This is a genomic window from uncultured Aquimarina sp. (genome assembly GCF_947495315.1).
Taxonomy (GTDB): domain Bacteria; phylum Bacteroidota; class Bacteroidia; order Flavobacteriales; family Flavobacteriaceae; genus Aquimarina.
Genome location: NZ_CANLYD010000001.1, coordinates 370565 through 396768, shown reverse-complemented (window position 1 = coordinate 396768; position 26204 = coordinate 370565). Strand labels below are relative to the sequence as shown.

Sequence of the window (26204 nt, the reverse complement as noted above, 5' to 3'; positions counted from 1 at the left end):
AATAATATATTCTAACAATTCATGAACCGTTATCAAACAACATTTAAAACGTGGAACAAAATAGCTTCTGTTTATGAAGAAGTGTTTATGGATTTGGCGCTATATAATGATACTTATTATTTTTTTTGTGAGCAATTGAATAAGAAAAAACCATCAATTCTAGAAATTGGTTGTGGACCCGGTAATATTACGAAACACCTACTATCTAAATTGCCTGACTGCTGTATATTGGGAATCGATATTGCTCCCAATATGATAAAATTGGCAAAAAAGAATAATCCCACAGCCAAGTTCAAAGTTATGGACGGACGGAAAATAAATACCATTCCATCTAAATTTGATGGTATTATTAGCGGTTTTTATTTACCCTATTTATCTCAATCAGACCGTGTCAATTTTATAAAAGACTGTGGTAGTTTATTAAGTAATCAAGGTATTTTATACATAAGTTTTGTAGAAGGTGATTATAACGATTCCGGCTATCAAACTGGTAATACTGGTCATCAAATGTATTTCTACTATCATAACTTAGCGAACCTGAAAAAAGAATTTACCGAGCATCATTTTGCTATACTCAAAGTTATTCAAAAACAGTACTCTAAAAAAGATGGAGCTACTGAAGTACATACCATTGTTATTGCTAAACAAATCGGCAAATAGCACAACGAAATACTTCTATTCTTATAATCCAACTAGAAGAATAATAAGTATATTAGTAATTCTATCAAACCAAAAAACATCACTAAACGCCAACCACAATGAACTTCAAAGGATTTAAAGATATCAATAAACCGAGATCTATAGTCGTTGAAATGTTTAAAAATCCTAAGTACTTAGGCGAATATCAAGAAGGTTTTGTACGAAAAGAATTAATTAGTGGAACAGAGGGTCAAGACAGTGCCATTTCTAAAATGTACTATAAATCAGACAAATATGATATCGAGCTAACCGAAACGATTACGGCAAATCGCCTTCCAGATACTTTTGAAGCTTTTTATCATCATAAGCATATGGACAATACCATGAAATGTTCTTTTATTTCCCTTAACGAGAATAAAACTAGGTATGAATATGAGGTGAAATACACCAGAATTAATTGGTTCATGCCAAAAATAATGGCAATCTTATTTCCTGGTATGTATAGAAAACAAGGCGAGAAATGGATGCAAAATTTTAAGGTTTTTGTAGAGAAACAATAATAGTATAACTACTCTGTAATATAAATATAACTCAATCATGTGGGAGGAGAAACTAAAAATCTATGACCAACTAGTAGCCAAATGTTCCAGATTCGAACGAAAAGGCAAGACGATGCCATATACATCTGCTAATGGATATATGTTTTCCTTATTTAATAAAGCAAGTGAAATCGGAATTAGATTCTCTAAAGAAGTACAACAGAAATATATGGAAGAATTATCAACCTCCTTATATAAATCCTATGGAGCGGTTATGAAAGGATATATTTTAATTCCTGAATCTATGTGGGATGACCTAGATTCTTTGGCGGTTTATCTCGACGAAAGCTATGATTATGTAATGTCTCTAGAACCCAAATAATAGAGTTTCTTATATATGAATCAAGAATATACAATAAGAAATGCTACTCCTAATGAGTTTCCAAAAATTGGAGAACTCATGGTCAGTGTCTATTCACAACTAGATGGATTTCCTGATCAAGAGGAACAACCTAACTATTACAAAACACTTGCTAATATTGGAAGTCTGACAGAAAAACCAAAAACCAGGTTATTGGTCGCTGTTTCTAAAAATGGTGAAATCGATGGAGGTGTTGTTTATTTTAGTGACATGAAATATTATGGTTCTGGCGGAATTGCACCTCAAGAAAAAAATGCAGCAGGTTTTAGATTATTAGCTGTGGCTCCAACGGCAAGAGGAAAAGGTATTGGTAAACTCTTAACCGAAGCCTGTATTAGATTAGCTAAAGATGAAAAACAACACCAGTTAATAATTCATTCAACCAAGGCAATGCAAATTGCCTGGAAAATGTATGAAAAAATTGGATTCAAACGATCGAAAGATTTAGATTTCAAACAAGAAGAGCTTTCCGTTTATGGTTTTAGACTAATACTTTAATATAATACATTCATTACATCTTTTTGATAAATTTCTTATTAATAAAAACTCTTCTATAGTTAAGGCATAATCATTTCTTTTTCTATCCTATTTTCCTCAAATAGAAAAACGTTTATTGCCTTATGTTTTTCCATCCAAAATAATTGAAAAGGGAAAAAAACCCTAATATCAACGGTTGTACACCTGTATATAAACCGTCTTTTACTTCTTGATTAACAAATACTTACACAATAGATTTGCTCCCAGAAAGGTAATCCGGAACACCTTAGTAAATTAATTACACACTTTTAAAACCTTTAATTATGAAAAAATCAATTTTTAAAACATTGGCCATCGCCATGACTCTTGGAGTAGTATTCGTAGCCTGTGAGGACAAAGAAGAAGAATTACAAGATGAACAACTACAAGAAGTAAATCCAATACCTTCTAAAAATGCAGCATATGTAAATGAACTAGATCAAACTTCTTTTGAAGTAGCTAAAATTCAAAAAAATGGTCATGAGTATCATTTCATAGCGGTAGGTGATGAAGAAGAAATGATTGTAGCAGAAACCCTATATGGTGATACTGCTAAAAATGCTGAAGAAAGTCTACATAGCTTAGATCAATCACCATTCAACTTATTTATTTCTTTAACAAAATCTTCTGTATCTGTTCCTGAACGTATCGCAAAAACGGCAAAGGGTTCTGAATTCAACCAATCTGGTAGAAATTTAGAAAAAAGTGGCGCATTATTAGAAATCAATGACCCTAATTACTCAGATTTTGCAATCCAAAAATCCTGTTATGACATCGGGTCTACTGATTTTAGGAATATTTACTGCGGTGGAGTTCCTGTTACCTCTACACCTACAGATATAAGATTCTGTGATAACGGATTATGGAATTCTTTAACCAGAAGTTCTATTTATGGAGGGGATTGGAAAGAACTTGATGACACTTATACACGTACTAATGTAGTATGCGGATTAACTAGATTACAGTTCTATGCTTGGGAGAATACAGCTTCTTGGCCTTTTAGTGATTGGAAATGGGTATTAAAATATCAGGTTGACTTACCAAATGGTTACTGGTATTATTACTACTATACTTCTACCAATACAGAACGACAAGTAAAAAGAACACGTCCATATAATACGGGTAACTTTAGAGCCTACACTAGATTCTACTAGAAAGGCATATTACACAAAAAAATAATAGAACTCATAACATCATTAGTGATGTTATGAGTTCGTTTTTATTGAGTATTCAAATTTTAGAAAGATTTACCATAGTTGATTCTTTCTAATAACAGATTCTTACTATTTTAGTATACTCCAAAAGCACTTTTAAGTATATGTCATACCCTTATTCATTAGTCTTGAAATTTTGTTTTTCGATAGTTTTTTCTTTCTCTGGTTATTCACAAAATAAATTAGAAAAAGAGTATCGAATTAAGAGTTCTGACGTTCCTAAATTAGCTTTAGATTTTATGACTCAAGGGCCTTTTGATAAAAAAATTAAATGGTATGCCGAAGAAAGTCAGGATGGTAATAGTATCGAAGCAAAAACAATTTATAAAAACAGAAAGTACAGTGTCGAATTTGATACTGAAGGAAATCCGCAAGACGTGGAACAAAAAATTCCTTTCACTTCTATTCCAGAAGATTTGAGAAAACAGATTCAAAATTCTTTAGATAGTATTTTCACCAAATCAAAAGTCAAAAAAACACAAAAACAATGGGTTGCCTCTCGATCCACTCTTATCTCTTTGATAAATAAAAAAACTGTTACGGAGAATTATAATGTCAATTATGAATTAGTCATAAAGGGTAAAAAAAATCGACGTTATAGCTATTATGAATTACTGTATGATTATAGCGGATCTCTATTGAGAATTTTGAAAATTGTAAATGCCAATACGGATAATCTTCTTTATTAAATTATGAAAACTAAAAGAGCTTTCATATTGGTTTATGTATTCAATACCATTTGTTACCAAATGGTAGCACAAACATCTTTCACTTCTGGATTATTACCTAAAATTGTAGTATCCAATAAACTATCCAATTACACCAAATTGATCCATAGTCTTGAGTCTCGTCAACAATTATGGGAACACCATCCTGGTCATGATTTCTCTTATGATTATTTGCTAACGGATCTCACCACCATTCTTTCTTTTAAACTATCCTCTGATAAAGTTTTCAATATAGGATATTTATTGCGACTAGAAGGAGATCAACTTGTTCATCGTTCCATATTTCAATATGCTATTACACAACAATTAGAGTCTACTAGAGTCGCACATCGTTTTGTAACTGATCAAACATTTACTAAAGACGAATCTCCAGAATTCAGACTCAGGTATCGTTTTACTGTAGAAATACCATTTAGCGGTTACCGTGTTGATCCTGGAGAGTTTTATCTTAAAGTCAATAATGAATATTTAGGTTCGTATCAAAGTTCTAATTCTGATTTAGAAATAAGAATCATTCCTTTTATTGGATATGTAGTTAATCCAAAAAGTAAACTTGAAATCGGGCCAGATTATCGTTTAAGTCAACTATTTGAATCCGGAACTAAAAATCGATTATGGTTAAGTCTAAATTACTATTATGCTATTGATAAAAAACCTTGAGAAATGAAAACTAAACCAGAGTTATATTTCAAAACTGATAAAGAATGGCGGCATTGGCTGCACAAAAATCATACTATTTCTGATGGCGTTTATTTGATTTTTTATAAAGTAGAAAGTAAACACCCCAGTATGCGCTGGGAAGAAGCTGTGAAGGTAGCAATCTGTTACGGATGGATTGATTCTACCGTAAAGAGATTGGACGAAGAACGAAGAAGACAATATTTCTGTCCGCGTAAACCAAAAAGTGTGTGGAGCAAACTGAATAAAACATATATCATTGATCTTATCAGAGATGATCTGATGCATCAAAGTGGATTAGATATAATTGAAATTGCCAAAAAAAATAATTCCTGGACAGCTTTGGATAATGTAGAAAATGGTATTATTCCACAGGATCTTAAAAAAGCCTTTAACTCCAATTCTGAAGCCTTTACCAATTACAAAAACTTTTCTCCTAGTTATCGAAAAAATTATTTATACTGGCTTAATCAAGCTAAACGACAAGAAACAAGAGATAAAAGAATTCTGGAAATTATAAGACTTTGTAAAGCTAATATTAAAACAAGAGATAATGGCAGATAGCTCTAGAACATTAATTTTTTGATATTATCCATATATCCGCGACTTACACGAACAACATCTTGATTATGCATCACGATATCATAACTCTTTGTATACTTATTGAGTTCCTTTACTTTATTAAGATTGATAATAGAAGATCTGTGTACCCGAATAAATACAGATGGATCCAGTTTTTCCTCTAAAACTGAAATTCCAAAATTACTTAAATACGTTCCTTCTATCGTAATTAGCTTTGAGTAATCTCCATAGGCTTCTACACGAATAATTTCTTCTACTGCTATCGTAATAAGCTTGTTCTGTGACTGAACTAAAATACGTTCTGGGTAGTTATTTCGATCCATTAGCAAACTTTCGGTTAACGGTCTTATTGCACTTTCTTTACTATGATCTGTTAATCGTTCAACAGCTATCTTAAATCGTTCTCTCGTGTAAGGTTTAAGTAAATAATCAATCGCATGAACTTCAAAAGCCTGTAACGCATATTTATCATATGCAGTCGAAAAAATGATTTGGGGTATTTCTTCAATATGGGTAAGCACATCAAAACCAGTCATTCCTGGCATTTGTATATCTAAAAAAACAAGATCTGGTCTAAATTCATTAATCATTTTCACCGCATCTACTCCATTATTCGCTTCGCCTAACAGAACTAATTCAGGAAAATCCAAAAGATATTCTTTTATTAATTTTCTTGCCGCTGCTTCGTCGTCTATAATAATTACTTTTTTCATTTAGATAGTAAAATTGATTTTAAGTCCTTGAGGAATATTTTCAGTAAGATGTAATGTTGTTTGATACATTTTTTCTAAACGCATTTTGGTATTTGTTAACCCTATTCCCTTACCAAATATTGCTTCTTTATCTTTAATTCCTACCCCAGTATCTGCAACCTCAAAAAACAACCTATTTTCCTGTTTTTGGATTGTTATAGAAATTGTTCCACCCTTTATTAAAGAGGCCAAACCATGTTTAACAGAGTTTTCTACCAGTGGTTGTAATAACATAGGAGGAATCATTTCATTCATCACTTCTTGAGCTACATTAATTTTGACCAGAAGTCGTTCCTGAAATCGTTCTTTCTCTAATGCCAGGTATTTTTTCACAAAACTGAGCTCTTCGTGCAGAGGTACTTTTTCTACTTTGGAAGCTTGTAATTGATATCTAAACAAATCAGATAACTCAGCAATCATATGTCTTGTTTTTTCATTACCTGGTGGAACTGATGCGCTAATAGTATTGAAAACATTATATAAAAAATGAGGATTTAATTGTGCTTTTAATGCCGACAATTCACTCTTTAAAGCTGCCGATCTTAACTCCCCCTCTACTTTTATCTTTTTCTGATTATCAATATGATATTGATAAGAATGTAAAATCCCGAACTGCAATACATAAAATAATGCTGGTAGATATATATCCCAAATCTGCACCGCTCCTTTTAAATAGAAAAACCCAAAGAATTCACTAAACAAATAATATCCCTGTTTCCATATAAGTACAAAAGAAGGTAGTAATATAATATGCAAAAGTACCCTATTCTTCATAGGCCAAGCTCTTAGTTTTCTAAACAGAAGCCACCAAATAGGTAATGTAATTAGTAATTTTAATAAATAGCCTAATCCACTATCATCCATAAAACTTCTTGGGTCGAACAAGGTTCCTCCATCTCCATTATATTCTCCACGATTAATCCACAAAGCGATGTGATAAGCACTTGCAAAAAATAAATAAAATCCTATAAAAGCAATAAATTCTACAACTCGCACACCAGCAAAACTTCTATGTAATAATATTTTTTTCATAATTATATTCAATACCTGCAAAACTAAAGTATAAATACGATTTACATATTAAAAATCGATGAATGGTCCTATACTCAGACGAATGGGATTGTCCATTCACCGATACCAAAGACCACTCGTCGGTTTATACGTGACTGATGCTAACCTAATACTCATATTTGCCCTATCAAATTATTTAATCATGTATAAGAAAACAATTATAGTATTAATTCTAATGAGTAACTTTATTTTAAGTAACATAAATGCTCAATCTACAATTACAGGTAAAGTTATTAATGAACAAGCTGTTTCTATATCAGCAGCTACAATTTCACTTCTAAAAGTTCCTACGAATGAGTTTATCAAAGGAGTTATTTCTGATGCCACGGGGACTTTTAAAATTCAAAATATTGACAAAGGAGATTATAAAGTTATCATATCAAGTTTAGGATATAAAGATTACATTTCTAAAACTCTCTCAATTAAGGAGATAGATTATGATTTTGGAAATATATTATTGCAAACAAAAACCGAAAGCTTAGACGAAGTAGTTGTTACTGCAGAAAAACCTATTGTTCAGGTTATGGCAGATAAAACTGTCTTTAATGTTCAAAATACTTTGGGCGCAACTGGAATATCTGGTTATGAATTATTACGAAGAGCACCTGGTGTTATTGTCGATAATAACGATAATCTAATTGTAGAAGGAAAAACAGGTGTGTTGATTTACATAGACGATAAACCATCAGTTCTAAGAGGTCCAGATTTAGTAAATTATCTTAAAACAATTCAATCTAGTGATATTGAAACCATAGAAATCATAACACAACCTTCATCAAGATATGATGCCGAAGGAAATGCAGGAATTATTAATATCAAATTAAAAAGAGATAAAACATTAGGAACGAATGGATCGATTGCCGGAGGAATCACTTATGGAGATTTTGCTCGATATACTAGTTCTGTTTCTTTTAATAACAGAAGTAAAAAAACTAACTTTTATGGCACTTATAGCAATCGATTCGGGAAAAGTTTTAGTTTCATTAATCTATACAGAACGCAAAACAATACTATTTTTGATGCGAAAACAGAAACCATTAGCGACAACAATAGTAATAATCTGAAACTTGGTTTTGACTATTATGCAAATTCAAAATCAATTTTTGGAATCATTCTAAGTGGTAATTTTAATAATGGTGGTTCTGATAGTGATTCCAGAACACCAATTATCCAACAAGGTAATACTACTCCAGATCAAGTTTTAGTCGCGGGTAGTGATTCAGAGAATAAAACGAACAACCTTTATAGCAATATAAATTACAAGTATAAAGACACATTAGGGCACGCTTTGAATATCGATGTAGATTATGGCAAATATTCAAGTGATAGAACAAATTTACAACCTAATAGCTATTTTAATAGTGACGAAACAGAGGTTATAAGTGAAACTATAAACTTTATGATCACTCCCATTAATATTTTGATTTTTACGGCAAAAATGGATTATGAACAACCGTTTTGGAAAGGCACATTAGCTGTTGGGTTAAAATATTCTAACATTAGTACCGATAATGAATTTGATTTCTTTGATCGTATTAACGGAAATGATATTCTTAATCTAGAAAGATCCAACGATTTTACTTATGATGAACAAATCAATGCTGCCTATTTTAACTATAATCGTAAGTTTAAAAAAATATCTTTACAATTTGGATTACGGGTTGAACAAACCAAATCAGACGGTCAATTATTTAGTGAACAACAAAATACAGATGACCGTGTAAAAAGAGATTACACAGATTTCTTTCCCAGTGGCGGAATAACATATCAGGCAAATCATAAAAATGCTATTGCTCTTAACTATAGTAGAAGAATACAGCGTCCTAATTATCAAAATCTAAATCCTTTTGAAATCAAAATTGATGAATTATCTTTTAGAAAAGGTAATCCTTTTTTGCAGCCACAGTATACCGATAATATCAAACTTTCTCACACCTATAATTATCGATTTACCACTGCTTTGAGTTATAGTTTTATAGGTGACTATTTTGCACAAGTAACAGAAGCACAAGGTCAAGATCAAAATTTTATCATCACTAGAAATGTTGCTAATCAAAAAATCATTAATTTGAGTATTTCCTATCCAACCAAAATCAATAAATGGTGGAGCGTGTACTATAGCCTCAATGCTTTTAGAAGTATTTTTGAAGCAACCAATGATGATTTCGTTTCTGTTTCTCAAAATACGTTAAGCCTTTATGGTCAAAATACTTTTTCCTTACCAGCAGATATTAAAATGGAAATCTCCGGATGGTTTAATTCTCCTTCAATTTGGGGAGGAACTTATCAAACGGAAAGCTTAGGATCTCTTAATATCGCATTTCAAAAACGTTTTTTTGATAATAAATTAACAGCGAGATTAGGGTTTAATGATATATTATACACATCTCCTTGGAAAGGTGACACACAGTTTGGAGATCTTAGAATAGAAGGAAATGGTGGCTGGGATAGTAGACAAGTTCAATTTAATTTAACCTATAATTTCGGAAGAAAAGAAATAAAAGCTACCAGAAAACGTAAAACAGGACTAGAAGACGAAAAGAATAGAATCTAAGTTATTTTCTATTTTATAAAAAACATCTAGAGTTGCATCAAGAAGGAGTTACTGAAACTAAAACCTTGGATTACACTAAAAAACTTTTGAAGCTGTAGTTTGATATGAAAAGTAGCACGGTCAAAAAACGATAAAATGTAATGTTTCCCTTAACAACACTTTAAGACATTTTATCTTCGAATTCACTATTTTCGGTTTAGATAAATCGAATACCATGCACAAACACATTATCACTACCCTACTCTTAGGAGTATTTCTAGTATGTACAACTCAAGCACAGAAAGACGAAAAAAAAGAATCAACATGGGATGTTGCTAATCCTAATGGACAATTTAATTACAAAGATCACACCTTTACTACTGATGAGGGCACCTGGATGAACCTGGATGTAAGTCCGGATGGAAAAACAATTGTTTTTGATCTTATGGGCGATATTTACAGCATTCCTATCTCTGGCGGAAAAGCGAAAGTTTTACGCACAGGAATTCCTTTTGAGGTACAACCACGTTTTAGTCCAGATGGAACCAAAATCTCTTTTACTAGCGATGCCGGTGGCGGTGATAATATTTGGGTAATGAATCCCGATGGTAGTGATGCTAAACAAATTACCAAAGAAAAATTCAGGTTATTGAACAATGCAGCCTGGATGCCAGATAGTAATTATTTAATCGCCAGAAAACACTTTACCTCTCAGCGTTCATTAGGAGCTGGAGAAATGTGGCAATACCATATTACCGGAGGATCCGGAATCCAACTGACCAAAAGAAAAAATGATCAACAAGACGTAAACGAACCTAACATTTCTCCAGATGGAAAATATATGTATTATAGTGAAGATATGTATTCCGGAGGATTTTTTCAATATAACAAAGACCCAAACAAACAAATCTATGTTATCAAGAAATACGATTTTGAAACTGGAGAAACTACTACTGTTACAGGAGGACCTGGAGGGGCTGCCAGACCCCAAATATCTAGAGATGGTAAAAAGCTAGCTTTTGTAAAACGAGTGCGAACCAAAACTGTATTATACATTCACGATCTGGAAACAGGTGAAGAATGGCCAATCTATGATCAACTAAATAAAGATCAACAAGAAGCCTGGGCAATTTTCGGTGTATATCCTAATTTCAGCTGGATGCCTGATAATAAAGAGATCATATTCTGGTCTACAGGAAAAATTCAAAAAATTAACACAGAAAATTCTCAGATTACTAATATTCCATTTACGGTAGATGCTACTTTAAAAATTGCGGAGACCGTTCATTTTAATTCACCTGTCGCTCCAGAAGAATTTACTGCTAAAGTAATTCGTCATGCAGTGACTTCTCCTGATGAAAAAACGATAGTGTTTAGTGCTCTTGGACATCTTTGGAGTAAAAAATTACCAAAAGGTAAACCTCAACGTCTTACTACACAGAAATCAGATTTTGAGTTTGAACCAAGCTTCTCTCCAGACGGTCAACATATAATATATGTGACCTGGAATGACGAAACGCTGGGATCTGTTTGCAAAATACCTGCTGCTGGAGGAACTCCTACCAAATTAACAGTAGAGAAAGGAATCTATAGAACACCAACTTACAATCTCTCTGGCAATTTAATTACCTACAGAAAAGAAGGAGGAAATAATGATCAAGGAAGAAGTTTTGACAAAAAAACCGGAATCTATACAATGTCTTCTTCCGGAGCGAATCAAAAACTAATTTTGAAAGAAGGAGCGTACCCAACTTTCACCAAAGATGGAAAACGTATTTTTTATCAAACAGGAGGAACTTATTTTGGGAATTTAACTAAAGAATTAAAGTCAGTTGACCTAAACGGAAAAGATAAAAAGACACACGTAAAATCAAAATACGCTAACAGACTAGTACCAAGTCCAGATAACAAGTGGATTGCTTTTACGCATCTACATAAAGCCTATGTAGCTCCACTAGTTATTAATGGCAAGCCAATTGATCTGGATAATAAATCCAAATCAGTACCAGTTTCTCAGGTATCTAAAGATGCAGGGATTAACTTACATTGGTCCAAAGACAGTAAAAAAGTATTCTGGACCTTAGGGGATGAGTATTTTTCTAATGAGATTAAGGATCGATTCACTTTCTTACCTAATTCCCCTGAAAAAGTAGGAAAAGTTACATCAAAAGGTATTAGTATTGATTTAGTAACAAAAACAGATACACCATCTGGAAAAATCGCTTTTATCAATGCTCGTATCATTACTATGGAAGGTGATCAAGTTATAGAAGAAGGAACAATTATCATTAACGGAAATACAATTGAAAAAATAGGAAAAGCTGGTGATATCTCCGTTCCACAAGATGTCAAAGTATTTGATGTAAAAGGCAAAACAATAATGCCGGGTATTGTAGATGCTCACGCTCATGTAGGAGCATTTAGATATGGTCTAACCACTCAGAAGCATTGGCAATTATATGCTAATCTTGCTTTTGGTGTTACAACTGCTCATGATCCTTCAGCCAATACAGAAACCGTATTTAGTATTTCAGAACTAATAAAAAGTGGAGAAATGATCGGACCGCGCCTCTACTCTACCGGTTTTATATTATATGGTGCTGATGGTGATTTTAAAGCAGTCGTAAACAACCTGGAAGATGCCAGATCTTCTATCAGACGAACAAAAGCCTTTGGAGCAAAATCTGTAAAAAGCTATAATCAACCTCGCAGAGATCAAAGGCAGCAGGTAATGCAAGCTGCTCGCGAGTTAGGAATTAATGTTGTTCCCGAAGGCGGTTCTACCTTTTATCATAACATGACTATGATTATGGATGGTCACACAGGTATAGAACATAATATACCAGTAGCACCAGTTTATAAAGATGTACACGAATTATGGAAGACAAGTAAAACCGGGTATACACCTACGTTAATTGTAAATTATGGTGGGATGAATGGAGAATATTTCTTCTACCAAAAAGATAATGTGTGGGAAAATAAAAAACTTCTAAAATATACGCCCAGAGCGATTGTAGATGCCAGATCACGTCATAGAACAATGGTACCTGATGAGGAATATGAAAATGGACATATCTTAGTTTCTAAAACTGCAACAAAGTTAACCAATGAAGGAGTTAAAGTTAATCTCGGTGCACATGGACAATTACAAGGTCTTGGAGCACATTGGGAGCTATGGATGCTTCAACAAGGTGGTATGACTAATATGCAAGCATTGCAAGCTGCTACCATTAATGGCGCTCATTATATTGGTGCAGGAAATGATATTGGTTCTCTAAAAGAAGGAAAATTAGCCGATTTGATTGTACTTGATAAAAATCCACTGGAAGATATTCGAAATACTGAAACCGTAAAATATACTATGGTGAATGGTAGATTATATGATACTGATACTATGAATGAAATTGGTAATACTTCTAAAGAAAGAACTAAATTCTGGTGGGAAAATTCTAAATCTAATACTGCTTTTCCTTGGCACGAAGTATCCCAAAGTTTTATGAAACCAGGCTGTGGATGTCATTTAGGTCACAATTAGAAGCTAATAAAAACGAAAAAACAGTTATGTATATTTTGAAAGTAGGGATTTATGATCAAACACATTAAAATACTAGTTACTGCTATTAGCATATTTCTTATTACAAGTAATATGATGATTGCTCAAGAAGCGAATAAGATCCATAAGGACTCACTAGAAACTATTGTGTCAAATTATTATTCTTTAAATCTAAAGGTTTTTCAGGCTAATTCTAAAGTGATAGATATTGACAATATTTTTGAGCTTTTTACAAAAGATTTTATATATGTTCACCCGAAGTATGGAGGTACTTACTCCAGAGAAAAATTATATAATGGATATGTAAGAAACCAGAAAAACGGTGGGTATAACGGTAGTATCATTGACATTAAAATTATCAACAAAATTATTGGTCTTAATGGAATGGTTGTGGAGAAAAGGTTTGTAGAGAAAAAAGATGGAGTCGTACAAGAAGGAAAATCTGAAATGACCCTATTCGAATTTAAAAATGGTAAAATCTCTAAAATTTTTGAGTATTGGTAAAATAAATAATCATTGATTCATTGATAAAATCAGGTATACTTTAATCATAAATAATATGCAATTAGCACAAGTAAATATTGCCGAAATGTTAGCTCCTATTAATGATCCAATTATGGAAGACTTTGTAAACAATCTGGATCGTATTAATGAATTGGCAGAGCAAAGCGATGGTTTTGTATGGAGACTAAAAGACGACGAAGGAAATGCAACAGCTATTACGGTATTTGATAATCTTTTCTTGATTATTAATATGTCTGTTTGGGAAAGTATGCATGCATTATTCAATTTTACGTATAAAACGGATCACGTAGAAATTCTAAAACGTAAAAAAGAATGGTTTCATAAAATGCCTCGAATGCATATGGCTTTCTGGTATATAGAAAATGGTCATAAGCCTACTCCAGAAGAAGCTAAGGAACGTTTGTATTATTTACAGGAACATGGTGAAACTCCATATGCTTTTTCTTTTAAAAGTAAATTCACAATAGATGATACAATCAATTACAAAAAGTGATAAAATAATAGTATTCACTTTTTTATTCTTAAGTATTTTGAGTTGTTCCAAAAAGGAAAAGGAACGATATGATATTGTTATTTCTAATATCAAACTGATTCGAATTGAAGATGGAAACGTGGCAACAAAAACAGTATACATTAATGATGGAACGATCGTAAAACTTGAAACAATAGATAGTATTGAGAATTACATTACTGAGAATAGAATTGATGGTACAGGCAAATTTTTACTTCCCGGATTTTGGGATAATCATATTCATCTTAGAGGTGGAGATTCTTTAATTGAGGAAAATAAAAACTTGCTTCCTCTATTTATTGCTAACGGAATCACAACGGTAAGAGATGCAGGAGGAGATCTTACGGCTGAAGTTTTAAAGTGGAAAAAAGAAACTAAAAATAATGAGTTAATTGGCCCAACCATGTATACTTCGGGTCCTAAACTAGACGGAGCAAATGCAACTTGGGCTGGTTCTTTAGTCATAGAATCTTCTGAAGATATTATAAAAGCTCTGGACTCGTTAGAAAGAATACCTTCTGATTTTGTAAAAATATATGACAGTAGAATTTCTAGAGAAAACTATTTGGAGATTTTAAAGCAGGCTTCTGATAGAGGAATGATCTCTTCTGGTCACATGCCTTTTACAGTAGAACTAAATGAAGCAGTAGACTCAGGGATTGGAGCCATAGAACATCTCTATTATATACTAAAAGGTTGCTCTGATAATGAAAAAGAGATTACACAAGCGATTATAAATAAAGAACTTACTTTTTGGAATGCAATGGATGGCTTGATTTCCACCTATAGTGATTCAACGGCCCAAAAAACCTTTCAATTATTAAAAGATAATAATACCTACGTTGTACCTACTTTGCATATTGGTAACATATTAAGTTATCTTGATGAAGTAGATCATAGCAACGACCCTTATCTAAAAATTATTGGAAAAGGAATTATTAAAACCTATGATGGACGTATCAAACGAGCACTAACTGCTTCTGATGAAGCTAGAAAATCAAGAAAAGATCTCAATGCTTTCTTTATAAGGCTAACTAAATCTTTACAAGATGCTGATGTTAAGCTTCTTGCTGGATCTGATAGTGGCGCATATAATTCATACACCTATTCAGGAATTTCATTACATAGAGAATTAGAAGCAATGGTTAACGCAGGGTTATCTCCATTAGAAGCTTTACAAAGCTCAGCATATAATGGGTCGAAATATCTTAAAAAAGATAAAATCACAGGTACCATAGAAATCGGAAAAGCTTCTGATTTGGTAATTCTAAATAGTGATCCTCTATTAAACATTAAAAATACACGTGATATTTACCAGGTAGTTAAGGGTGATCAAGTCTATGATCCTATGGAAATTACTAAACAATATGATTGCCTGGAGTGCTTTACCCTAAAGAATTAAAACACACTAAAATGAAAAAATATCTTTTTCTGCTCTTTGCGATATCCTTATTAGCTTGTACACAAACAACACCAGGACAAAATAGCAAATCAGCAATCCTGATTACAGATATCAATATAATCGATGTCATTAATGGTTCTGTCATAGAAAAACAACAAATCGTCATAGATTCCGGAAAAATAAAAAGTATTATTGGAGTTATAGCAAACCCCGGAAACTACTCAAAAATAATTGATGGTAAAGGGAAATATATAATTCCGGGATTAGCAGAAATGCACGCACATATTCCGCAATCCTCTACCAGTAAAGAACGCATTGAAGAGGTTTTATTCTTATATCTTTCTAATGGAATCACAACAATCAGAGGTATGCTAGGTCATCCTTCTCATTTAGTTTTACGAGATAAAGCTGCAAAAGGAGAAATCCTGAGTCCCAGAATCTTTACATCTAGTCCTTCTCTAAACGGAAATTCTATTAAAACTAAAGAAGAAGCTATTACTAAGGTAACGAACTATCAGAAAGAAGGGTATGATTTTCTCAAAATTCATCCAGGAATTAAATTGGATGTTTTTAATCAAGTATTAAAAACAGCTAATGAAGTTGGTATTACTTTTTCTGGACACGTACCCGTGGATGTTGGAATACGTCAAGCTCTCAAAAGTAAATATGCATCTATTGATCATGTTGATGGTTTCCTGGAAGGGTTAGTTCCTGCTTCAGCAAATGTAAATCCTTCAGACAATGGCTTTTTTGGGTACAACTTTACTCCTTTGGCTGACGAATCTAAAATTGATGAATTAGTGCAATTAGCTAATCATAATAAAGTATGGATTGTCCCTACTCAAAGTTTATTTGAGAGATGGTTTGCGCCAATATCTTCTGAAGAATTATTAAATGACCCGGAAATGAAATATATGCCAACTACTACTTTGGCCAATTGGAAACAACGCAAAGCTCAATATACAATTGACAATCCTAATTTTAACGAAGTTCAGTGGCAGCAATTTAATAGCATCAGAAGAAAGTTAATCAAAACTTTACAAGATAATGGCCATAGAATATTATTAGGTTCTGATGCTCCTCAATTGTTCAATGTCCCTGGTTTTTCAATACATCATGAGATAAGTGGTATGATAACAGCTGGATTGACTCCGTTACAGATTCTACAATCCGGAACCAGTAATCCTGCAATATTCTTTCATCAGGAAAAAACCTTTGGACAAGTTAAAGAAGGGCTGGATGCAGACCTTGTGGTATTAGATAGTAACCCTTTAGAAAATATCAAATCACTTCAACAGATATCGGGAGTTATGGTCAAAGGAAAATGGCTTCCAAAAGAAAAGATTGACAAAAAACTGGAAGAAATCGCTAAAAACGCTGCAAATAATTAACTTTATAAAAAAGCTCCTTTACAAATACAAAGACTCAAAATATTAAGTTATGAATGCCATAATTAAAATTAAACCGCTAGATTTTATCTGGGAAACTAGTGATCCTTTCTTATTTTGTGCATATCACGAAGATCTGTATCCTAAAGGAAATGAAAAATTAGGTCCTAACGCCTCGTTAACAGGAAGAAATATTGGTCAGGATTTTACTCCAAAAGATGGTTGGAGAATGTATCACGGAACTACTGTCCCCGGATTTCCAGCACATCCTCACCGCGGTTTTGAAACCGTAACTATTGTTCAGAAAGGTTTGGTAGATCATTCCGATTCATTGGGAGCTGCGGGTCGTTTTGGCAACGGTGATGTTCAGTGGATGACAGCCGGAAAAGGTGTACAACATTCAGAAATGTTTCCACTTTTGAATGAACAAGAAGAAAATCCCTTTTTATTATTTCAGATTTGGCTTAACCTTCCTAGAGATAAAAAAATGGTAGCTCCATATTTTAAAATGCTCTGGAATGAGGAGATACCAAAAGTGACTGTAAAAGATAAAAAAGGAAATACTATAGAAATAATCATAATTGCTGGAAATTTAGAAGGAAAAACCGCTGTAGATCCGGCTCCCGATTCCTGGGCAGCCAATCCAGAAAATGAAATTAATATCTGGACAATAAAAATGGCTCCAAATGCGGAATATACATTTCCAAATGCTTCTGAAGGAATTAATCGTTCCGTTTACTTTTTTAAAGGAAATGAAATCGAAAGTGAAGAATATACCATTCCCGTAAATCACCAAATCATTACACATGCCCATAAAAGTTTAACTATTAAAAACGGCGATACTGAATCTCATTTCTTACTACTACAAGGAAAACCTATCAAAGAACCAGTGGTAAAACAAGGACCATTTGTTATGAATAGTCAATCCGAAATCCGAGAAGCTATTCAAGAATATCAGAAAACAGAATTCGGTGGATGGCCTTGGCCTAGTTATGATCACATTCATGAAAAACCCAAAGGACGTTTTGCTTTATATCCAGATGGCAAAGAAATTATTAAAAGTACCTAATGATGTAGTATAGCATACTATAGCCTATTTTACTTGTAGATTTTGATTACTTTCTCTTTTAAAAACACTATTAAAACACTATCTTTATTTAAGGGAATAAAAAAGTTAAGTTATAAATGATGAACTTATATGATAAAAAAACTACTATGTTTATTCCCACTCTTCCTCCTACTCTCAGTAGTATGTTCTTGTTCAAAAACATTGGTTTTAAGTGATTTAGAAAAAAAGTTCCTGCAAAAAAATGATAGTATTACAGTCGCAATATATCCTTATTACCCGCCATATCAATTTGTTAATGAGCGAAATAAAGTTGATGGTATTTTCATAGATTATTTAAAACTCATTGAAAAAAAAACCGGTTATAAATTTCAAACAAAACGTTATGACGATTGGTCAAAATTACTTCATGATGTAAAGAATAATAAAGCTCAATGTATTCTGGAAATACAAAAATCTGAAGAGCGAAAATCTTATTTAAAATTTTACCCTCCTCTTTTTAAATCCCCTCATGTAATTGTTACCCGAAACGAAGCTATTTTCGGCAAGGATATTGAAAGCCTAAATAACAAAACTATTGTACTTCCTGAAGATTATGCTATAACCGAAAACTTAAAACGTACCTATCCCCATCTTAATATTGTGACCAATAAAGATGAACTGACCTGTTTAACAAATTTAAATTCAGGAGAATATGATGCGTATATAGGCCCTAAAGCTTTGGTTAATTATTATATTAGATTGAAAAGACTTGATAACCTAAAAATAAGTCCTAGTATTGATTTAAATTATCAACCTGGATTAGCTATCAATAGAAGTAATACTGTTCTTGATGGTATTATTTCTAAAACACTTTCAAGTATTACAAAAGAAGAAAAAGAATCTATTCTAAATAGCTGGTACTATAGCAATGTAACTCCTTTTTATAGCACTCCCAAATTCTGGATATTGGTATCTTTAATCACCCTATTATCCTTTATTGCAATTATCGTTTTCAATTCTTATCTGAAATTTAAGATCAAACAGAAAACAGAGGAACTAATCATTGCCAAAGATATTGCAGAAGAAAGCAATCGATTAAAAACAAATTTCATTAATAACATCCCTCAAGAAATACGAACTCCAATGAACGGAATCATCGGACTTTCTGAGTTTTTAAATGAAGAAGATTTAAGCCCGAAAGAAAGACAAAAATATACTCAAATGATTATTGGGAATAGTAAAGAGCTATTGTCTATTATCGATAACATTTTGGAAATTTCTCAATTACAAACAAGAAGGTTTACACTACGATTAGTAGAAATCAATCTTCGGGATGTCTTCCAAACATTAGTATCAAATTATAAAGTTAAAGCAGAAGAAAAAAATATCAAACTTTACATTGAGAACAATTTGACAAATTCTGAGAATTTAATATTCATGGATCGTCCTAAACTAAATAAGATTTTAAATGTTATTGTTGATAATGCAGTAAAATATACAAGTAATGGTTCTATAACTATTTCGTATACTATAAAAGATGATTTTTTACATATTGCTATAAAAGATACTGGGATCGGTATTAGCGAAAAAAACAAAGATAAAATACAGGAAAGTTTGGCATCTAACTTAGAAAATACGGTCGGAGAATACGACGGAATGGGCTTAGGGCTAACTATTGCTAAAAAAAATGCTGATTTTATTGGTGGACAAATAACACTACTTAGTGAGAAAGACAAGGGCACCACATTTACGTTAAAGCTACCATACAATCCTGTCACTAAAAACAAAGCAGATAAGATTGTTAGCCAAGACAAAAACCTTTTAAAAACAGAGAAGCATATCATATTAATTGCTGAGGATGGAGAAACCAACTTCTTATTTCTAAAAACAATTCTCACAAAGATGAACGAGTATGACTTTACTATCTACAGAGCGAAAAATGGTCAGGAAGCAGTAACAATTTGTCAGGAAAATGATAATATTGACCTGGTTCTTATGGATATTAAAATGCCAATTATGAATGGATATGATGCCACTTCTTATATCAAAAAAATGAGGCCCGATTTACCGGTGATAGCTCAAACAGCGTATTCTATTGAAGAAGATGTACAAAAAGCATTGGATGCTGGTTGTGATGATTTTGTTTCCAAACCTGTGGATAGAAAAATACTTAAACCAATGCTGAATAAATATTTCCCTGTTTTTAAAAATAGAAATAAGACTATCAATTCAAAATAGTATATGCAAAACAAGATAACACTCATTTTTATTTTCATATGCCTGATTATTGGAATATCATCCTGTTCTAACGATGATATTCTTAATAAAACCGAAAAAGACTGGTTAAACCAGCAAGGTAACATTAATGTTGCCGTATATCCATATTACCCACCCTATCAATTTATAAATAAAAAAGACAGTATCGACGGTATCTTAGTAGATCATTTCAATCTTATTGAAAAAAAAATTAATTATACTTTTCAAAAAAAATATTACACAAGTTGGACCAAATTGCTAGAAGACCTTAAAAACAAAAAAATCGATATTGTACTTGAGATGCAGGAAACTGTAGAAAAACAAAAATATCTAAATTTCTATACCAAATCTTTTGAAACCCCATTTGTTTTAGTTGCTAGAAAAGAAGTTGATAGCGCATTAAAACTTAAAGATTTTCAAAACAAACGAATTGCAGTACCTACAGGGTATTCTATAGATGACTATCTTAAAGAAAACTATCCTAATTTGAACATAAAAAATTACGCTGATGACATAACTAGTTTACGTAAAGTTCAATCAGGAGAATCTGATGCATATATCGGTGGAAAAGCACTGGTAAATTATCTAATAAAATCAGAAGGGCTTGATGATTTAAAAGTTATAACAGAGATAAATTATAGTTACATTCCAAGCATCGCTGTTCATAAAGAAAATAAAACGCTTAACAATATCATTGCCAAAGCAACTCAAAATATCTCTAGTAAAGAAAAGCAAACGATTCTGGATAATTGGCTATTCAGTACAGTGAAACCTTTTTATAAAAAGCCTAAATTCTGGATTATTTCATCTATTATTTTTTTCACTGCTTTGGCGAGTATTATTTTTATACACTTCTATCTAAAATTTATCATCAAACAAAAAACTAAAGAGCTTCAAATTGCAAAGGATAATGCAGAAGAAAGCAACAGGATAAAAACCAATTTTATTCAGAATATATCTCACGAAATCAGAACTCCGATGAACGGAATTATGGGCTTTTCGGAATTACTTAAATCAGATTCCTTAACACCTGAAGAAAGAAAGGAATACACCGAGATTATTATTGATAGTGGTAAAGACCTGATTACTTCGGTAGATGACATCTTAGAAATTTCTTTACTAGAAACCAAACAAAGCAAACTACGATTTACAGAAACCAATTTAAAAGAACTTCTGTTGAAATTAATATCTGAATACGCTTATAAAGCAAAAGAGAAAAATCTTATCATACATTTAGAGAATGAAATTCCAGAAGAAAAAAATATAATCATTACTGATAAATCAAAGCTCTACAAAATACTCAATAATCTAATCGATAATGGTATAAAATTCACTAATACTGGCTCAATAACAATCTTTTCTTATCTTGTGGAAGATTCCATTGAAATATCTATTAAGGATACAGGAATCGGAATTAAACAAAAGGATCAAGATATTATTTTTAAGAGTTTCTCTCAATCAGAAAAAGAGATTTCTAAAAATTTTGGAGGCCTTGGTTTAGGTCTGGCAATTGCTAAACAATACACAGATTTAATCGGAGGAAAAATTTCTTTTGTAAGTAAAGAAAATGAAGGTAGTGCCTTCTTATTAAAAATTCCTTATACCCAAATGCAAAATAACGCAGAACTGCCTACGAATAAAGAAGGAAATATCATACCGGAAAAACATGTGGTGCTCATAGCAGAAGATGGAGAAATAAACTTCTTATTTTTAAAAACCGTGTTAACCAAAATGAACGATTTTGAGTTTGTTATTTATCGTGCTAAGAATGGTAAAGAAGCTGTTGAAATATGCGAAGATAACGACAAAATCGATTTGGTTCTAATGGATATCAAAATGCCGGTTATGGATGGGTATGATGCCACAAAACGCATCAAAAAAATGCGTCCAAATCTGCCTGTAGTAGCACAAACAGCGTATTCTACAGAAGAAGATATAGAAAGAGCTTTGGCAGCTGGATGTGACGATTTTGTTGCTAAACCGGTGGATCGAAAAATATTAAAACCTATCTTAGATAAATATATTTCTATTTTTAGAAATGAATAATAACTGTAATGTCTATTAAACAACAATATGCTGGTTTTTTAGACAGCAAGTTATTATGGAAAAACATAGCTCTTTTTGAGCTATCACAATTTGACTTACAAATTTCCGATGATTTTATACCTAATCAGCTACCTATTCAAATTCATGAAAATGAAGTCTTAGGAAAAAGGGTTGAGCATTTTTTTGAATACTTCATTAACAGCAGTAAAAACTATAAGATCATTCTAAAAAATCTTCAGATATTTAAGGATAAAATAACCATCGGCGAACTAGATTTTTTGGTAGAAGACCTACAGCAAAAACAGATACTACACATAGAATTGATTTATAAGTTTTATCTCTATGATCCTAAAAAAAGTGAGGTAGCTCTAGAAAGATGGATTGGTCCTAATCGTAATGACAGTTTATTAGAAAAAGTAACCAAGTTAAAAGAAAAACAGTTACCACTACTCTATCGCCCTGAAACCTCAGCTACATTACAAGAATTAGATATCAAACCTAACGATATTATACAAAAAGTCTGCTTTTTTGGAAATTTATTCGTTCCATTATCGTATCAAAATAAGAAAATTTATCATCTTAATAATGATTGCATTGTAGGATATTGGATTCACGAAGAAGAATTTACAGAAGAAAAATACGGATCTTATCTCTATTATATTCCTCAGAAAAAAGACTGGATAACAGATCCCATACACAATGAAATTTGGTATACATTTGCATCCATTTCAGATCAGCTGAATACGCAACTCACCAAAAAAAAATCTCCATTACTTTGGATAAAAAGTAGTGAAGATTCTTTTTCTAAATGTTTTATTGTTTGGTGGTGATTTTTAAGTTGATAGAAAGAATATAATTATTTGGTTATACCATTGAACTCGTCTTGAATAAAGGTTTCCAACCGAAAAGTTTGATTTTTGTGCTATAATGAAGTTGTTTTTTTCAGCATAGCTATAGCCAAGGTTAAAAAAACCAACAACCATAAACAATCAACCATAAACTATATTCGTTATAAATCACTAATATAACTACCATATAAATCCTTAAATCTGAATCCTTCAGATAATCTATACTTACTTAGTTTTTTATGCTCTACCAATCCCCATAATAAGAACTCCTTCATAAAATAACTATCTTTTTGATCTATATCTTCCTGATAGTTTTTAATAAGATCATTTAGCGGTTTAATTTCATCTAGCTTTTTTATGTATTCCGCTTCAGGAATTTCATCTAAAAGCTCAAAACCACTTTGTTCGAAAAACCAATCAATCAATTCTTGATAAGGGCTTCTTTCACTTTCTTTTTCTAATCTCTCGATTTTAGGAAAATATTCAGGAAACAATGTTTTAATGGAATCCGAAATCAAATTATGTGCTACAGATGCTGCACCTTCTTGTTCTCCCTCATACACAAGCTCTACTTTACCAGTAATTGCAGGAACAACACCCATAAAATCACTCAATCTTAGTAACGTTTGTTCGTCTCCGGATTTTAATGCTCTATATTCTGCAGTACTTAATAAATTCTCATATGCAGTAATACTCATTCTGGCACTCACTCCACTTTTAGAATCGACAAACTCACTTTCTCTAGCCTGAAAACTAATTTGTTCTAATAAATCTTTAGCCAAATCTGGTACGTGAACCAAATTGCTTTGCCTAGAATCTAATTGTGCCTCTTGCTGTGTAATGGTTTTGGCAATTTCGATAGTTTCCGGGTAATGTGTAAGAATCTGAGAACCAATTCTATCTTTTAGTGGTGTAACAATACTACCTCTATTCGTATAATCTTCTGGATTAGCAGTAAATACAAACTGCATATCTAACGGTAAACGAAGCTTAAATCCTCTTATCTGAATATCACCTTCTTGCAAGATATTGAACAATGCTACCTGGATACGTGCCTGTAAATCAGGTAATTCGTTAATCACAAAAATACAGCGATTGGCTCTTGGAATCATCCCAAAATGAATTACTCTGTCATCTGCATAACTTAGTTTTAGATTCGCTGCTTTAATTGGATCTACATCGCCAATAATATCAGCCACAGTAACATCAGGTGTAGCTAACTTTTCTGCAAAACGATCATTTCTATGTATCCAGCTTATTGGCGTTTCATCTCCCTTTTCTTTGAGTAAATTAACAGCATACCTGGATATTGGACTAAAGGGATCGTCATTAATCTCTGACCCTGCTACAATAGGAATCCACTCATCCAGTAAATTGATCATCTGCCTAGCTAAACGAGTTTTTGCCTGGCCTCTTAATCCCAATAAATTAATATTATGTCGTGATAAAATTGCTCGTTCCAACTCTGGAATTACAGTGTTTTCATATCCATGGATTCCTGTAAAAGTACCTTCTTTATTACTAATCTTAGTTCTTAAATTATCTCTAAGTTCATCTTTTATACTTTTACTTTTATATCCTGATTCCTTTAATTGTCCAAATGTCGTTATTGTATTTGTATTCATATTTTCTTTTAAGCAAAATTCTAGATTTATACTATCTTTTATCCTTTAATTCTTTTTTTTCTATTGGTTTCGTAATCTTCGAAAATCATCTCACCCAATCCTTTTAAGCCGGTATAAAAAGCTTTACCCTGATTGGCATATGTAAATTCTCTTACAAACTGCATTAGATATGGATCTTGTGCAATCATAAAAGTTGTAATCGGTATATGTAATTTCCTGGCTTGCTGCGCCATCATATAACATTTATTTACAATTTGACGATCTAATCCATTACTGTTTTTATAATATTGACCATCTGGCATTCTCAAACAGCTTGGTTTACCATCCGTAATCATAAAAATTTGTTTATTAGTATTACGCTTTCTTCTCAACATGTCCATCGCTAACTGTAATCCTGCGACTGTATTGGTATGATATGGTCCTACTTGTAGATATGGTAAATCTTTGATCGCTATTGGCCAGGCGTCGTTACCAAACACCAGAATATCTAATGTATCTTTAGGATATCTTGTTGTGATAAGTTCTGCAAGCGCCATAGCCACTTTTTTAGCTGGCGTGATACGATCTTCTCCATATAAAATCATGCTATGACTAATATCGATCATCAATACGGTACTCATCTGGGCTTTGAACTGTGTTTCCTCTACTACAAGATCATCTTCCGTAAGATTCAATTCTCCAATTCCATGATTGATTTGAGCATTCTTTAAACTTTCTGTTATAGATATTCGTTCTAAGGCATCTCCGTACTGATAGTTTCTATATTCTCCAGCATGCTCATCGCCTCTTCCAGTATATTTGGTTCTATGATTTCCAGATCCACTACGTTTTAGGTTGCCAAAAATTTGATCCAATGCTCTTTGTCGGATTGCTCGTTCAGTTTTGGACGTAATAGACATACCTCCTTTTCCATCCGGTCTGATTTCCTCTCGTATGTATCCTTTTTTCTTAAGATCTTCAATAAAATCGTCTAGCGTGTAGTCTTCACTAGTAAGTTCGTATTCTTTATCCAGCTCTTTTAACCAATCCAAAGCTTCATCCAGGTCTCCTGAAGTATGAGTGATAATCTCCTGAAAAATATCAAAAAGTTTATCAAATGGAGATTGTTCTGGGGCTTCATAATGCTTAAAAGCAAATCCTTTTTTAAAAATTCCCTTTTTCTCTTTCATTATATAAATTTAACACATTTTGCAAAAGATACCGACCGAACTGGAAGGTAATCACATAGAATTAACAAATGTTTTGGAGAATTAGCCTAAGATAACAACTCTTTCTGCTCTCATCCCATAAACTCTCTACAATTCTTATCTTTGAGAAGTCAAGTATATT

The 26204-nt window shown here is 32.4% G+C and carries 22 protein-coding genes; 18 read left to right on the top strand and 4 right to left on the bottom strand.

Annotated features, from left to right (window positions below; all coding sequences use genetic code 11):
* Positions 1-21: 21 nt before the first annotated feature.
* The 8 genes from Q0910_RS01775 (at position 22) to Q0910_RS01740 (ending at position 5299) form a co-directional block, all read left to right on the top strand.
* Complete coding sequence (locus tag Q0910_RS01775; RefSeq protein ID WP_299211770.1) at positions 22-660, top strand: class I SAM-dependent methyltransferase; 639 nt, start codon at positions 22-24, stop codon at positions 658-660.
* A 98-nt stretch (positions 661-758) separates the two neighbouring features.
* The gene (locus Q0910_RS01770; RefSeq protein ID WP_299211767.1) at positions 759-1199 is read left to right on the top strand and encodes a hypothetical protein; all 441 of its coding nucleotides are present in this window, start codon (positions 759-761) and stop codon (positions 1197-1199) included.
* 37 nt (positions 1200-1236) lie between these two features.
* A complete protein-coding gene (locus tag Q0910_RS01765; RefSeq protein ID WP_299211764.1) occupies positions 1237-1560 on the top strand; it encodes a hypothetical protein in 324 nt (107 codons plus the stop codon).
* Between the two features lie 15 nt (positions 1561-1575).
* A complete protein-coding gene (locus Q0910_RS01760) occupies positions 1576-2097 on the top strand; it encodes a GNAT family N-acetyltransferase (RefSeq protein WP_299211761.1) in 522 nt (173 codons plus the stop codon).
* A gap of 302 nt (positions 2098-2399) precedes the next feature.
* A complete protein-coding gene (locus Q0910_RS01755; RefSeq protein ID WP_299211758.1) occupies positions 2400-3269 on the top strand; it encodes a hypothetical protein in 870 nt (289 codons plus the stop codon).
* Positions 3270-3433: 164 nt separating this feature from the next.
* Entirely contained in the window at positions 3434-4018 is a 585-nt protein-coding gene (locus tag Q0910_RS01750) for a hypothetical protein (protein WP_299211756.1), read from the top strand.
* Between the two features lie 3 nt (positions 4019-4021).
* Positions 4022-4717, top strand: a complete 696-nt coding sequence (locus tag Q0910_RS01745) for a DUF2490 domain-containing protein (protein WP_299211753.1) — start codon at positions 4022-4024, stop codon at positions 4715-4717.
* Positions 4718-4720: 3 nt separating this feature from the next.
* Complete coding sequence (locus Q0910_RS01740; protein ID WP_299211750.1) at positions 4721-5299, top strand: YdeI/OmpD-associated family protein; 579 nt, start codon at positions 4721-4723, stop codon at positions 5297-5299.
* A gap of 2 nt (positions 5300-5301) precedes the next feature.
* Here the strand turns inward: Q0910_RS01740 and Q0910_RS01735 are convergent, their stop codons facing one another.
* Both Q0910_RS01735 and Q0910_RS01730 read right to left on the bottom strand, forming a co-directional pair.
* Positions 5302-6030: a LytTR family DNA-binding domain-containing protein gene (locus tag Q0910_RS01735; RefSeq protein ID WP_299211747.1), complete on the bottom strand. Its 729-nt coding sequence runs from the start codon at positions 6028-6030 to the stop codon at positions 5302-5304.
* Positions 6031-7101 carry a histidine kinase gene (locus Q0910_RS01730; RefSeq protein ID WP_299211744.1) on the bottom strand — a complete coding sequence of 357 codons (1071 nt, stop codon included), beginning with the start codon at positions 7099-7101 and terminating at the stop codon, positions 6031-6033. It abuts the gene before it with no gap.
* 181 nt (positions 7102-7282) lie between these two features.
* On the opposite strand from Q0910_RS01730, the gene Q0910_RS01725 reads away from it, so the two are divergent.
* The 10 genes from Q0910_RS01725 to Q0910_RS01680 all read left to right on the top strand — a co-directional run bounded on the left by Q0910_RS01725 (position 7283) and on the right by Q0910_RS01680 (position 23232).
* Positions 7283-9694, top strand: a complete 2412-nt coding sequence (locus Q0910_RS01725; RefSeq protein ID WP_299211740.1) for a TonB-dependent receptor — start codon at positions 7283-7285, stop codon at positions 9692-9694.
* 214 nt (positions 9695-9908) lie between these two features.
* Positions 9909-13208, top strand: a complete 3300-nt coding sequence (locus Q0910_RS01720) for an amidohydrolase family protein (protein WP_299211737.1) — start codon at positions 9909-9911, stop codon at positions 13206-13208.
* A gap of 51 nt (positions 13209-13259) precedes the next feature.
* The gene (locus Q0910_RS01715) at positions 13260-13730 is read left to right on the top strand and encodes a nuclear transport factor 2 family protein (protein WP_299211734.1); all 471 of its coding nucleotides are present in this window, start codon (positions 13260-13262) and stop codon (positions 13728-13730) included.
* Positions 13731-13785: 55 nt separating this feature from the next.
* Complete coding sequence (locus tag Q0910_RS01710) at positions 13786-14244, top strand: DUF3291 domain-containing protein (protein WP_299211732.1); 459 nt, start codon at positions 13786-13788, stop codon at positions 14242-14244.
* Positions 14219-15664 carry an amidohydrolase family protein gene (locus Q0910_RS01705; protein WP_299211729.1) on the top strand — a complete coding sequence of 482 codons (1446 nt, stop codon included), beginning with the start codon at positions 14219-14221 and terminating at the stop codon, positions 15662-15664. The genes Q0910_RS01710 and Q0910_RS01705 overlap by 26 nt, the downstream gene beginning before the upstream one ends.
* 11 nt (positions 15665-15675) lie before the next feature.
* Positions 15676-17055, top strand: a complete 1380-nt coding sequence (locus Q0910_RS01700; protein ID WP_299211726.1) for an amidohydrolase family protein — start codon at positions 15676-15678, stop codon at positions 17053-17055.
* Between the two features lie 49 nt (positions 17056-17104).
* A complete protein-coding gene (locus Q0910_RS01695; RefSeq protein WP_299211723.1) occupies positions 17105-18121 on the top strand; it encodes a pirin family protein in 1017 nt (338 codons plus the stop codon).
* A 201-nt stretch (positions 18122-18322) separates the two neighbouring features.
* Complete coding sequence (locus Q0910_RS01690; protein ID WP_299211720.1) at positions 18323-20338, top strand: transporter substrate-binding domain-containing protein; 2016 nt, start codon at positions 18323-18325, stop codon at positions 20336-20338.
* A gap of 3 nt (positions 20339-20341) precedes the next feature.
* Positions 20342-22402 carry a transporter substrate-binding domain-containing protein gene (locus tag Q0910_RS01685; RefSeq protein WP_299211717.1) on the top strand — a complete coding sequence of 687 codons (2061 nt, stop codon included), beginning with the start codon at positions 20342-20344 and terminating at the stop codon, positions 22400-22402.
* Positions 22403-22410: 8 nt separating this feature from the next.
* The gene (locus Q0910_RS01680; protein WP_299211714.1) at positions 22411-23232 is read left to right on the top strand and encodes a DUF1853 family protein; all 822 of its coding nucleotides are present in this window, start codon (positions 22411-22413) and stop codon (positions 23230-23232) included.
* A 179-nt stretch (positions 23233-23411) separates the two neighbouring features.
* On the opposite strand, the gene Q0910_RS01675 is transcribed toward Q0910_RS01680, so the two are convergent.
* Together Q0910_RS01675 and Q0910_RS01670 are read right to left on the bottom strand one after the other, a co-directional pair.
* Entirely contained in the window at positions 23412-24875 is a 1464-nt protein-coding gene (locus Q0910_RS01675; protein WP_299211711.1) for a magnesium chelatase, read from the bottom strand.
* 38 nt (positions 24876-24913) lie between these two features.
* Positions 24914-26044 carry a VWA domain-containing protein gene (locus Q0910_RS01670; protein ID WP_299211708.1) on the bottom strand — a complete coding sequence of 377 codons (1131 nt, stop codon included), beginning with the start codon at positions 26042-26044 and terminating at the stop codon, positions 24914-24916.
* Between the last annotated feature and the right edge of the window lie 160 nt (positions 26045-26204).